This is a genomic window from Chryseobacterium elymi (genome assembly GCF_003385495.1).
Lineage (GTDB): Bacteria > Bacteroidota > Bacteroidia > Flavobacteriales > Weeksellaceae > Chryseobacterium > Chryseobacterium elymi.
Genome location: NZ_QNUH01000008.1, coordinates 92,631 through 105,745, shown reverse-complemented (window position 1 = coordinate 105,745; position 13,115 = coordinate 92,631). Strand labels below are relative to the sequence as shown.

Genomic DNA, 13,115 nt, shown 5'->3' with positions numbered 1-13,115 from the left:
TTTCTACTTACTTTAATTATTTGAGTCCTTTTGTTCTACTTTTTTAGCTTTAAGTTCTTCATCATAATTGTGTAGTACATTGAAATCTTCTGTCTGCTCAATGGCAGTCATGATCTTCAATAAAATTTCCGGAGCTTTTTCATTGTCATAATCTATATCCAGAGGTGCTTTAAACTCCATGGTAGGTTTTACACCGGTAACCTTTACCCGAAGGCCTTTCTTGTCGAATGCCCTTCTGAAACCGTTGATCTTGATAGGAATCACAATCGGGCGCTGATTTTTGACCAGCTTGGCTGTACCTCTTCGTCCCTGGGCAAAAGCAGATGTAGTACCCTGAGGGAAAGTAGCTACCCAGCCATTGTCCAAAGCTTTCATAATATTGTCAACTTCTGTAAGATCTACCATTCTGTTGACTGTTTTACCCTCTGCTCTCCAGGTTCTTTTTACCGTTACAGCACCTGCAATTTTGAAAATTTTAGGAAGAATCCCTTTATTCATGGTTTCTTCTGCTGCTACATAGTAAAAATCAATCTTTGGGTTGAGCAGGTAGATAGGATTTTTAATCGTATTCAGATACCCGTTGTTCACAGCACAGAATGCATGATACATTGCTGCTACATCTGCGAAATAGGTTTGATGGTTAGATACAAAAAGCACGTTGGAATCGGGAAGATCCACAAGGTGTTCCGTACCGGTTATCTTTAATTTATTAAAGCCGTTGAACCTTCTGTAGGATACAACTCCTAAAATAAAAATGATAAACCTTTTTAAAAAATAAGGTGTTCCGAATGCATCGGTGAAAATATTTTTCTTCGCCATCTCTCAATTAAACACGGTAGTGCAAAGTTACATTTTTTTCAGCAACTGGCTAAACTCGCTCAATATCATTGCTGTAGCGCCCCAGATGATATATCCGTTGAAATTGATAACCGGTACTTCATGTCCGGCAGCGCTTGGCAGCGCCATAATTTCAGGATTATCCGGAAGGCTGAGAAAAGAAGTGATAGGAAATTCTATAGTTTCTACCGCTTCAGTCTGTTGAAGAACGAAAAGCGGATTCTTTTTAGTATACGAAATGTAAGGATACACATAAAAATTACTCGGCGGTACATAAATAGGAGACATCTCTCTGATCACCCTTATATAATGCTTATCTATACCAATCTCTTCCGAGGTTTCCCGTACTGCGGTTTCAGCAAAATCCCTATCCATTTCTTCACGTTTGCCGCCGGGCAAAGAGATCTGTCCGCTGTGCCTGTCATGCTCGTTAATGGTTCTTTGGATCAATGGGAAATACCATTCATTATCTTTTAAGTAAAGTATAATATTAACAGCTGCAAATTTTGGATTTTTTGCCAATATTTCATCATACGTAAATACAGGTCGGGAAGGAGGTGAAAATACTCCATGGGCATTTATTCCCGGGAGCTCTACATTTGTAATTTTCCTTAATAAATCTTTTCCAAAACTTTCCATACTTCAAATTTAGCAATATATACTGAAGAAAAGAATAGGCATTAACATTAATTAACCATTCAAGGAGGATTTAAGATTTAAAAGCTTTAAATTTAAAGAATAAGGATTTTTCAGATTGAAAAATAGGAATTATTTATTTGAAAATCAATATGTAGTGATCCGTATTTCCACGCAACTGAAAAGGTGATTTGGAAAAAGAGGTTTACAGTTACATTCAAAACTGTAAACCGTGATTTTGAAAATTTACACTTTAGCAGTGTTTTTTCATTTGGGTGAATTGAAATTGTTTTTCATCAGTCGATAATGTGATTTTCTAAGGCGCATTTTACAATTCCCACGGAATTTTTTGCATTTAGTTTTAAGAGAATTCTTTTCCGGTGGATCTCTACAGTATGAATGCTTATAAAAGCTTTTCAGAAATATCTTTACTGCTGAATCCGTCGCATATCAGTTTAAGGTATGGTTTTGAATGGTAATTTTAGAGTTATTATAGTTGAAACCTAGTATCAATAGTATTTTAAATTGAATTAACCTGTAGTGAAAATTATTTAACTAATACGGCAGGGATATGTTGTACCGGAAAATTGACTGACCTGGCAATAAAGCAAAATTGTCCTGCCTTATGATGGAGTTCCTTTGCTTTTTCAATCATTGATTCTTCCGCTACAATCACTGTAGGATGTAAGGTAACTGAGGTAAAGTGTCCGCTTCCATCCGTTGTTTCGATCATAATTCCTGTAGCTTCATCGGTGTACTGCGTAACAATAATGCCTTCCTCGGAACAGAAATGAAGATACCATAACATATGGCAGGAAGAAAGTGAAGAAAGAAAAAAGTCTTCGGGGTTATGTTTGGTTTTGTCTCCACGGAATGCAGGATCAGAAGAACCTTCAATGAGAGCCTTATTTGCAATTTGAATTGTATGGGTTCTTTCGTAATTTCTATAGCTGCTGGTTCCCGTTCCCTTATTGCCCGTCCAGTTAATTGTTGCTTTGTAATAGTGTTCTTTACTCATGGTAAATGATTATTTTATTGTAAAAGGTATTTTATAGATTTTACTTAAACCATTTTCACCCTCGTTAACATACTGCTGAAAATCTGATATGTTTTTGAATTTTTTTGGAGATCTATTGCTTCTTTTACTGGTAAAATATAAAACCTGTGTTTTTTCATCATAAAAAGGACAATATTCCATAAATTTTGTATTGATTGGTGTTCCTAAATTTTTTGCTTTCTGCCATTTTCCTTGAGAGTCCTTTTGGGAAATATAAAGGTCGCCGCTTCCCTGTCCTCCCTTTTCATTGTATTTTGTGAAAAGGATAAAATTTTCTTTTTTAGAAATAAAAGCATTGAATTCATATCCCGTACTGTTGATGTTTTCATCCAGTATTTTCGGATCAGAATATTGGTTGTTTTCCCATTTACAGAAATAAATATCGTCTTTTCCCATTCCGGTAGGCGATTCCAGAGTAAAATATAAATTTTTATTATCAGAAAGGGTAGGAAAGAACTCATCCAGATCAGAATTCACGGGTTTTCCCATATTAATAGGCTCCGACCACTCTGAGTTTTTATTTTTCCTTTCCACATACCAGATATCAAAATCCTTTTTTTCTGTTTTTGTTTTATGTAAAGGGCGGTCAGAAGCAAAATATAATCGAGTTCCGTTATCAGCTAAAAAAGGTTCCATATACGAATAGGCATCATTAAAAGGCAATAGTTGAGGTTCGGACCAATCCTTTTTATCTTTTCTGATATAGGCAATTTGGGAAATATCCTGATTAGGGCTTTGAATAGTGAAAAAAGCCTCATTTCCATCTTCCGAAATAGAAAAATCCCTTACGTTGAGAAATGAGTTAAGCTTTTTATCAAAGACTGTTATTGCATTTATATCCTGAGCATCAAATGAATTTATGATAAGAAGGAATAGAGCAGTAAATATATATTTCATCTTTAGAAAATTAATGTTCTAATTTAGTTAAATAATCTAAAGGTTTAAAATAATCATCCAAAGTTCCGAATCGTATTTCCAGAATCTAAAGCTTTATAATAATTAGTGCTAATCAATGATGTGATTTTGTTTGACAAAATCTAATTTTTTATAAGTTTTTTAACTGTTGTTTTTCCGTTTTGGAATGTTACTTTTGCTATATAAGTTCCTTTTAACAATTCTGAAAGATCGGTATTACTGTCTTTTAGAGTTTTCACAATTTTCCCTTGTGTAGAATAGATTTCTATTTTGCTTACTTTTTTATTTGTGCTGAAAACTAAATTTTGCTTAACCGGATTTTCAAAAGAGATATCACTATTGGTTTTTGTAATATCTGTTGTTGATAATGTGAGGTTATTAAGCAGATACTTTACGATATACCCACCTCCGTTTACGATAATATTATTGTTGTTAACAATCATTTCTTCAACACTGGAAAATGAACTATCCGGATAATAACCAAAATCAGGAGCTATCGAACCGCTTTGTGTGAGCTTTGTAAAAAAGGTTGGCGATTCATCTGACACATAGGGAGTATATGGATGAGATGATTGGTTTCCTCCAATGTAATAATATCCATCTTTTTCAATAATGCTTTTAGCCAAAGCGTTGGGATATATTACAGATAAGGCACAATTAAATGTATTATCAATGGTTCCATCCGGGTTTAGTCTAAAAATTTCATTGCTTGTAGAATTTGATTTTGAAATAACAATTTTATTATTGCTGTCTATAATTGCAGTACTAAAAGGTGAAAATAACAAATTCGATTCTAAAATGCCATTGTTTCCAAAGCTCGTTACAGGCTGTCCATCCGGACTGAATTTTTCAATCACACCATTACCATAGGGTGAGTTGATTTTAGTAATACAGATAAGGTTAGATTGGTTATCTACCAGTACAAATGCACCATAGTAAAAGTTTCCCTGAGTGGCTACAGAACCATTGTTTCCGAAAGAGGTATCAATACTTCCATCAATATTAAATCTATATATAGTAGTGGAATCATAAACGATTATTTTTCCATTTTGTAAGATCAGTCCTAAAGAACGGCCATTTACATCACTACCAATAGCGTTAGGAATTGTCGAAATACCATTGTTTCCGAAAGTAGGATCTAACTGACCATTCGGAAGCATTCTATATACTATCCATACATCAGAAGAACCAGAAACTCCGCCACTGATATTACCATAACCAAAAATTACCAATTTTCCGTCAGGTTGCATTTTTAATTGACATTGATAGGTATAATAAGGTAACTGAATTTTTCCATTGTTCCCAAAAGCTGAATCCAGAATTCCGTTAGCTGTAAGTTTATATACAAATGTCTGGTTACTATTAGGGATAGAATAAGATGAATAAATACTGCCATTAGAATCTTGTGCCATATTCCAGGCCAACGTGTAGCTGGCAACGTTAGATACTCCATTGGATGCAAAGGAAGGATCTTTAGAAATAATTTGTGCAAAAGCAGTTTGTGCCGCAAGAAGCAGCACGAAAAATAAATTTTTTATCATTATTTACGTGTGTTTTAAGATTGTAAATATAATAAAAAACCTCCAGAAAACTGGAGGTTTATAATTTTGTGTTAATTAGAATATCCAACCAATTCTTCTTTTTTCGAATTGTAAATTTTGTATTCTAAATATTTGAAAGAATCCCGGGGAATGATGGTTACCCATTTTTTATATTTGATAAACCATTTCATCTGAATACTTTTGATTCCTTTGGTAAGGTAAGCTTCAACGAAAGGGTGTACATGCAGGTAAAGTTTTCCTTTATCCTTCTGGATAATATTTCTTATGGTTTCTTCCATTCTTTCCACGATTACAATAGGAGCTACAATTTCTCCGTCTTTGTTCGGGTTTTCTTCTTTTGTTTCGATCTGTTTTTCCGGGCGGTTTCTTTGTCTGGTAATTTGGATCAGTCCAAATTTGCTCGGTGGAAGAATTTTATGACGTGCTTTATCACGCTTCATTTCTTCTTTCAGATGCTCGTACAGATCCCTTCTGTGTTCAGGATTCTGCATATCGATGAAGTCAATTACAATGATGCCTCCCATATCTCGGAGACGAAGCTGTCTGGCAATCTCGGTGGCTGCCATTTTGTTTACTTTCAGAGCGTGCTCTTTGTTTACAGCGGCTCCAGTTGTGATATTATTTCCGGAGTTTACATCAATCACGTGAAGTGCTTCTGTATGCTCTATAACAAGGTAGGCACCTTTTGAACTTGGAATATTAACGTGTTTTCCAAAACTCTGTTTGAGCTGTTTTTCAACGTTGTAATATTCGAGAAGAGGGATGTGGGAACTATAAAACTGGACAATATTCTTTTTTTCCGGAGCTATGACCTCCACGTAGTTGGTCATTTCGTCTGCCATTTGTTCATCATCGCAAATGATGCTTACGAAATCCTGATTGAAATTGTCTCTTAAAATAGCTGAAGCTTTGTCTTCTTCGCTTAAAACCCTTGCAGGAACCTTGCTTTTCTGAATGTTTTTGAATGTGCTTTCCCATTTCTGGATCAGCTGATTCATGTCATTGTGGAGGTCTGCTACTTTTTTTCCTTCCGCTACTGTTCTTATGATGACACCGAAACCTTCAGGCTTGATACTGTCAATAAGTGTTTTCAGTCTTTCTTTTTCCTCAGTAGTCCTGATTTTTTTTGAAATGGAAACTTTGTTGTCGAAAGGGATCAGGACCAGAAAGCGTCCTGTTAAAGAAACCTGGGTAGAGATCCTCGGACCTTTAGTAGAAATAGGTTCTTTAGTGATTTGTAGCAGAACTAGGTCATCTTTTGCAATGACTTTGTCTACGGTTCCGTTTTTGTCTATTTCGGGTTGTATCTCGAAATTTTTTAAGCTTGAAGTGCTCTGTTTTTTAGAAATAGTATCTTTTAAAAACTTTCTGTAGGTGAGATATTGTGGTCCAAGATCCTGATAATGCAGAAAAGCATCCTTATCGTAACCGATATTTACGAATGCTGCATTCAGGTTTGGGGCCAGTTTTTTTACTCTTCCTACAAACAGATCTCCAACTATAAATTCGCTTTTGTCCTCTTGCTCATGAAGTTCACATAGTCTTCCGTCTTCCAGTAGTGCAATCTTTGTAAGATCATCTTCATGCGAAACTATTAGTTCTTTCTTCATTTTGTATAAGATAAAAATTTATTAAGATTATAGGAAACTGGCGTATTTTTTAGCAAATAAATAATTTTAAATATAAGAATTTAGAATGAAATTGCTGTATCTTTTTAAAAATATCTGCAAAAGCCTTTTTCCTTGGAAATCTTATAGTTGCAAACAAAAATATAGTCGGTGAACTCTAAATAAATAAAACCACCAACTATATTATTATATTGTAAACCTCGAAAAAAAGAGATTATTTTTTCTTATGTCTGTTTGCTCTTCTTCTTTTCTTTCTTTTGTGAGTTGCAACCTTGTGTCTTTTTCTTTTCTTTCCGCTTGGCATAATTTTAATTTTTTAGTAACTAGTTAATATTCAGTTAATTTTTATTTTACTGCGACTTTTGTTTTTACTTTCTCTACAAAAGATTTTGAAGGTTTGAAAGCAGGAATGTTATGAGCAGGAATTTCAATTGCAGTGTTCTTAGAAATATTTCTTCCTGTTTTAGCAGCTCTTGTTTTAATGATAAAAGATCCAAAACCTCTCAGATAAACGTTATCTCCATTATACATAGAAGTCCTGATCTCCTGCATAAAAGCTTCTACAACTTTCTGTGTTTCATTCTTTTCTGTTCCCAACTTATTTGAGATGGTGTTTACCAATTCTGCCTTTGTCATTTCCTTTTTTAATTTTAAATTTTAGGTGTGCAAATTTAGTTAAAAAAATTGAATACTAGCAAATTAGTGGCAAATTTTTTTGTTTAAAGAGTTGGAGTTTTTATGTTTATCCTATATTAATATTACATTAAATCTTCCTACATACTGGAATTGTAGTAGCCATTTTCTACACAGAAACGGATAAGATGCAGCTTTGTTTTCAGTCCCAGCTTTTCCGTAAGCCTGTTAATATAGGTGTCAATCGTACGCGTGCTAAGGCTTAGTTTTTCAGCAATTTCCTTATTGCTGTAGCCTTCGTAACAAAATTTCATAAGCTGTATTTCAGTAGGGCTCAGCTCTTCCTGTCCTTTTTTCTGCCTCTCCATATAATTCTGTACTGCCAGTGGCTGCTGTTCCCATTCCTTGGAATATTTCTCGTAATCAAAGCCGTCAGAAGCAATGCTTCCTTTAATGAGATCTTTTATAATAGTGCTCTTTTTCTGGCAATAATAGATATTAGGGATTTTGGATAGGATTTCAGCCATATCCTCCTGGTAGGTGCTGGAATACGTTACAATAGGAGTTTCCGTATTGTTTTTCCTGATGTATTTTATAGCCTCTATCCCGCTTAATACCGGCATAAACAGTTCTATGATAAACACATCTTCCTGTCTCCTGTAAATTCTGTTCACAAGTTCATGGCCGTTATTACAGTCATTCAGAAGCATATAGAAAGGGTTTTCCATAAGTGTTTTGATCATGATCTTCTTAAAGTAGAAGTCACTGTCAGCTATAGAAAACCGGACTGTGTTTGATAATAATTTACTCACTTTTAATATCGATTTGGTGTTTGATATTTAAAATTCAGAGGCCTAATTTATGAAAAACTTATGAAAGGTAAAATTAATGTTAGCTTAATTAGGGTTTTCACGAAATTACATTAGGGAAAATACGTATTGTGCATAAATTTTTTTTTTTATATTTTCACAGGCCAAACAAATCACAAACATATGTCTTCTAACAGAGAAAAAAAACTAAACAAATCTGATGTCAGAGCAGGCATTTGGAAGTTTATTCTGTCTTTCACCGTTTTGTCGGTGGTGTCTTTTCTGTGTTTATTCTTCTTTTTTAAAAGCTACAGTATACAACGGGAAGGAATCGTGCGAGAAGCTGATGCCTATAAGGAACTTATGATGAGGGGTGACGTTCTCAGGGATCATGTAGATAAAATATATGACCAGATGAACCAGCTTAACATTAATAAGGTAGAAAATGATGTTTTCCTCAGAACCAGAATTATGGATGATGTGATGGAGGCGAAAAACATTATGGGCAAAGACAGTGCTGATAATTTTAAGCATTATGCCGTTCTAATGAAACAGATAGGGCCTATGCTGAAATTGAAGAATGATATCATAGGGGTAGAATCCAAGAAAAAGATAGTTCTCAGGGATCTTGAGGAATGTATAGTAAAAGTAGGAAGAGCCAATGGCCAGCTTAAAAAAGATCCTACAAGGAATTTCACAGGAGGAAGAAGAAGATAATAAAAAAATAAGTATATGCAGGGATCTATTACACTATCTAAGAAAGAAAGGCATTATCAGTTTTTTTATTTGATACTGATGCTTTTAGCAGCTATGATATTCTTCGGAATCATCTTTTTAAAAGGTTATGATTCTCCCTTTTCCGAAGAAGATGTAAGAGGAATACAAAGTCTGGAGCAGAAGGCAGCATTCGAAAGCCAGCAAAAGATCTTACAGCCCGAAATGGACAGCACATATGTTCTTATCAGCAGAATTGCAGATAAATCTCCGGAGCCTTTCGCTGAAAACAATATTTTTAATGGAATTAATGGCCTTGCCAGTCATTTTCAAGGCAATAGCAATGTCATGGATATCCGTAAAGATGCGTATCCACAGATTGCTAAATTCTACAAAATGTATTTTGAAGACAAAAAAGTTATTTCTACCACTATAGAAGATGTAAAAAGATTCGAAAAAGAAGTGGAAGACTGCAGAATCGGTTTTAAAGATAAGCAAAACCGTCTTTACGAAAGACAAAATGCACTGAGGGCAAGAACCCAGTAAAAGAAATAAATATTGAAGGAATAAAAACATCACAATCACTTAACTATGAATTATTTTCAAAAAAACAAAAAGAACATTATTATTGGTGTTATCGCAACGCTGCTTATTGCGGCGCTCATTGCGTTATGGCTGCAGAAAAAGGTAATCCATTCTGCCGATGATATTGTAGGAGTAGTTTATCCTTCCTCACTATCTGTAGGAGATACTCTTTTATTTGAAGACAAGACCCAGTTTGCAAAAACCAAGAGATGGAATTTTGGGGACGGAACAACTTCAGACAAAAGTACCGGAATACACTTTTACAATAAACCGGGCTATTATTCAGTAAGCCTGATTATTGATAACAAATACAGTAAGACCTTTCCCGTAATGGTTTCAGCCAGATATCAGAAGCCACAAGACAGTGCGAGGATCAGTACCGTTATAGAAGCTCCTACACAGGCGATGCAGAATGAAAATGTACAATTCCGTGCCGTTTCTGAGGCAACACAGTTTGCATGGAAGTTTGGTGAAACGGGCAATATAGATGCTAAAGAGAAGATGGCCATTTATTCTTACAAAAAACCGGGAGATTACCGCGTGGCATTATTCACAGAGGAAAGTCAGGAACCTATTTATCACCTTATCAAGATCCTTCCGGCTTACAACTCTTTGCAGGAAGATGAACTACCTGTAGAAGATTCCTATAAAAAGGTTGATGATGACTTCAAATATCATTTGCAGCAGATTGCCAACGGGAACAGTTTTAATATGCATTATAACTATCTGTTGAGAACCTATCTGTGCAACAACGAGAACACGGTAGTAAAAGTAAGTGACAGCAAGGCGAATAACTTCTATATGTACTGTGCAGGACTTCAATTTGATAAAAACGTTGTGATCCAGAGTGTAAAAGTAAACTTAGATGATAAGCAGAACTGTGTAACGAAGGTAGATATAAATCAAAGCAAATAATATAATCCGGTACCCGGATACACCACCAATCATAAAAATAAAATAGGATGAAAAATAAATTTCCTCTAGCAGCATATTATATAGGATTATCAGTATTGTTAGCAAGCTGTCAGGTCAAGCTACCGTCTAAAAGAACGCCTGAGCCGTCTCAATACGGACAAGTAGACAATTCGCCGGTAGTGAACGGATACCCTAAGAAATCGGTCCCGTGGATCGTTATTTCAGACAGGTCCAGGAATACGGCCTATCTTGATAAAAGTGACGAAAAATCTTACAAAGAAGTTAAATTTCTCGAGCCTTTAATGGTTCTGAAACATAGAGATGGAATGGTAAAAGTAGCGGAATACGTTCCCGATGCCCTCATGAAAAAGGTTTCATCAAAATCCATTAAAACCTATGGATGGATTCCGGAATCCGATCTTCTTTTATGGAATAATTCTTTAAAAAGCGAAAAAACAGGTTTCCCTGTAAGAGTCGCTGTAGTTCCGAATCACAGCGAAGTGATCAGAAGCGCAGAAAGATACTATAAGAATGATTCCATCATGGTATTCAATTCACCAAGCCTTATAGAAGCTGCCAATGTCAAAATTCCAAACGGACAGATGGTGTATGTTTACAAACAGGCAGAAAATAATAAACGTTTTCTGGTAGGTAAAAAACCTTCTATTGATATAGACAGTATCAGCACCAGCTTATACGGATGGGTAAACGCCAATGTAATCTCTGCATGGGGTGAGCGTTCTGCTGTAAAACTTAAAAATGATACACACGTTACAGAGTCTGCGTTAGGGGTGCATGAGGGGTATCCTGGTGCAGCAGACGCAGAAAGCAGAACTGCAGTTTTTCTTACGGATACCAATAAGAGAACACCTCTTGAGAATATTTATCCGGTAAATTTAGCATTAAATGAAGCTCCCACACCGGATTCCAAAACGAAATATTTCACCAATATCTTAGATTACAGTAAAAATTATGTATTCAATGTTTTAGGGGAAGAAATTTATTTTGACCGCTACAGGGAAATCACGGAAAGAGATAAAAAGATCAACATCGTTTTTGCTTTGGATGTAAGTGCTCCAAATGCTCCGTATGCCCCGATCGTTAAATCTCTTCTTCAGGACCTGCAGCTTAGATTTGAAAAACCGTCTTATTTTAATGGCGTAAAATACGGCGTTGTTTTATATAAGAACAATCCGTGTGGAGAAAACGTCATGACTTCCAATTTAAGTACAGATTACAGTAAGATCACCAAGTTCATTGATGAAAAAACTAATGAAATGAATTGCGCAAGCAATAGCGGATATCAGCCGGTTGGCGAAGCGCTTTCTGCTGCGGGAAATCTGCTTTCTAATGTTCCGGATGAAACTAATATTGTGGTAACTGTAGGTACTTCAGCCAATCAGAGCGGAAATATGTACAGTGTGATCAGCTCTCTTACACAGGCACAGGCCAGAGTGATTATGTTCCAGACCAGTGCAAGATCATCCGATACCTACAATGATTTTGTATTAATGTCTGAAAATGTAGTGACCAATACTGCTAAAAATATTGCCGAACTGAAAAAGCAGAAAATTATCAACCAAAGTGATGTTCTTACCAAAAATAACTTTAACCTTGTTGAAGGCGATGCCGGATTCTTCTCGCTGGATTATCCGAAGCAGAGTATGTCCCAGGGATTTGTTATCTTCCCTAAAAAAGGTGATGTTGCAACTCCTGGATACCTGAAAAAATCTGTAGACAGTCTTATTGCACAGGTAACTTTAGATAACGAAACGATTGATAAATCCCTGAATGAGTATTTCCATTCCTCGGTAGGAGCCGGAAGAACAGATGTAGATCTGAAATATAAATATCTTTTCCCAGGTCTTACCAATCCGGTTTCTGCAGGAATTGCAGCACAGCTGATCAACTATGGAAACCCGTTCCTTGTAAAAGGATATATCCCGAAAAATCTGAAAGATTACAAGCCGGGCATAGAAAAAGGAATCCTTATCTCTGAAACGGAATATGATAACTTAAAGAACTTCTATACCGAAGTTTATCATAAGACCGAGCCTGAAAGAGCAGACTTTAACCAGTCCAGAGCAATTAAAGAGTATATCAAGCTTCTGAAAAAATATAACCCTACCTTAAAATTCCTGGATAAGTCTGAGCTGTATGAAAAACCAATGGCTTACGCAGTAGGATTAAGTACCGGTTTTGATAATTCTGAAGACGAGCTGATGTCGAAATATAAGCTGAAAGGTTGGAAAAAATCTAAAATTGTTTTAAAAGAAACAGCAAGAGCGTATTTCAAGAACTATAAGAATCTGGCAGAACATATGCTTTCCCACAGAAACAATCCGGCAGTGAAGATCCAGCAGAACGGGCAAACCTTCTACTGGCTTAATGAATACTTTATGCCAACTACTCAGACTGTTGATGAACCGGAATACACAAAACATTAATCTATTAATGATATTATAACAAAAGCAGGAGTATAACTTCTGCTTTTTTGTTTACGGAAGGGCTTTAACAATAACTTAAAGTCGAGGGGGTCTCAAGATTTCAGCCTAAATCTATATTTTTTAAACAACAGATTTATAAAACTCATATTCTGGAGTTCAAAATAACGCTCCAAAACTTTCCTATTTCTCATTTAAGTGTAAAATTCCTCTTTTTTCTATATATTCTAATAAATTACGAACCCTGTCCTGGTGACTTCTAACAAGGATTCTTAAATCCAAAGTCGTAGAATTACTACAAAATGTGAAATTTATATCAAAATACTTTTAGAATAGAAATAAGCTCTTTATATTTGTTAAACAAACACCACATCACAAAA

The 13,115-nt window shown here is 35.4% G+C and carries 13 protein-coding genes; 4 read left to right on the top strand and 9 right to left on the bottom strand.

Annotated features, from left to right (window positions below; genetic code table 11):
• Positions 1-12: 12 nt before the first annotated feature.
• The 9 genes from DRF60_RS11260 to DRF60_RS11220 all read right to left on the bottom strand — a co-directional run bounded on the left by DRF60_RS11260 (position 13) and on the right by DRF60_RS11220 (position 8,080).
• Positions 13-819, bottom strand: a complete 807-nt coding sequence (locus DRF60_RS11260) for a lysophospholipid acyltransferase family protein (protein WP_116012158.1) — start codon at positions 817-819, stop codon at positions 13-15.
• A 27-nt stretch (positions 820-846) separates the two neighbouring features.
• Positions 847-1,476, bottom strand: a complete 630-nt coding sequence (locus DRF60_RS11255) for an NUDIX hydrolase (protein ID WP_116012157.1) — start codon at positions 1,474-1,476, stop codon at positions 847-849.
• A gap of 293 nt (positions 1,477-1,769) precedes the next feature.
• Positions 1,770-1,844 carry a hypothetical protein gene (locus tag DRF60_RS21630; RefSeq protein ID WP_238640197.1) on the bottom strand — a complete coding sequence of 25 codons (75 nt, stop codon included), beginning with the start codon at positions 1,842-1,844 and terminating at the stop codon, positions 1,770-1,772.
• Between the two features lie 176 nt (positions 1,845-2,020).
• Positions 2,021-2,491 (bottom strand): OsmC family protein, encoded by a 471-nt coding sequence (locus DRF60_RS11245; protein WP_116012156.1) that lies wholly within the window; start codon positions 2,489-2,491, stop codon positions 2,021-2,023.
• 9 nt (positions 2,492-2,500) lie between these two features.
• A complete protein-coding gene (locus DRF60_RS11240) occupies positions 2,501-3,427 on the bottom strand; it encodes a PD40 domain-containing protein (RefSeq protein WP_116012155.1) in 927 nt (308 codons plus the stop codon).
• 140 nt (positions 3,428-3,567) lie between these two features.
• The gene (locus tag DRF60_RS11235) at positions 3,568-4,986 is read right to left on the bottom strand and encodes a T9SS type A sorting domain-containing protein (protein WP_116012154.1); all 1,419 of its coding nucleotides are present in this window, start codon (positions 4,984-4,986) and stop codon (positions 3,568-3,570) included.
• Between the two features lie 71 nt (positions 4,987-5,057).
• Positions 5,058-6,617 carry an Rne/Rng family ribonuclease gene (locus tag DRF60_RS11230; protein WP_116012153.1) on the bottom strand — a complete coding sequence of 520 codons (1,560 nt, stop codon included), beginning with the start codon at positions 6,615-6,617 and terminating at the stop codon, positions 5,058-5,060.
• A 363-nt stretch (positions 6,618-6,980) separates the two neighbouring features.
• The gene (locus DRF60_RS11225; protein WP_002984212.1) at positions 6,981-7,271 is read right to left on the bottom strand and encodes an HU family DNA-binding protein; all 291 of its coding nucleotides are present in this window, start codon (positions 7,269-7,271) and stop codon (positions 6,981-6,983) included.
• Positions 7,272-7,408: 137 nt separating this feature from the next.
• Positions 7,409-8,080 (bottom strand): response regulator transcription factor, encoded by a 672-nt coding sequence (locus DRF60_RS11220; protein WP_116012152.1) that lies wholly within the window; start codon positions 8,078-8,080, stop codon positions 7,409-7,411.
• Positions 8,081-8,260: 180 nt separating this feature from the next.
• Between DRF60_RS11220 and tssO the strand changes: the two genes are divergently transcribed.
• From tssO to tssR, 4 genes are read left to right on the top strand one after another with little or no spacing between them, the layout of a single operon-like run.
• A complete protein-coding gene (tssO, locus tag DRF60_RS11215; protein WP_116012151.1) occupies positions 8,261-8,794 on the top strand; it encodes a type VI secretion system TssO in 534 nt (177 codons plus the stop codon).
• A 15-nt stretch (positions 8,795-8,809) separates the two neighbouring features.
• Complete coding sequence (locus DRF60_RS11210; protein ID WP_116012150.1) at positions 8,810-9,337, top strand: type VI secretion system transmembrane protein TssO; 528 nt, start codon at positions 8,810-8,812, stop codon at positions 9,335-9,337.
• A gap of 45 nt (positions 9,338-9,382) precedes the next feature.
• Positions 9,383-10,291 (top strand): PKD domain-containing protein, encoded by a 909-nt coding sequence (locus tag DRF60_RS11205; protein WP_116012149.1) that lies wholly within the window; start codon positions 9,383-9,385, stop codon positions 10,289-10,291.
• 47 nt (positions 10,292-10,338) lie between these two features.
• Positions 10,339-12,738 carry a type VI secretion system protein TssR domain-containing protein gene (tssR, locus tag DRF60_RS11200; RefSeq protein ID WP_116012148.1) on the top strand — a complete coding sequence of 800 codons (2,400 nt, stop codon included), beginning with the start codon at positions 10,339-10,341 and terminating at the stop codon, positions 12,736-12,738.
• Positions 12,739-13,115 lie beyond the last annotated feature (377 nt).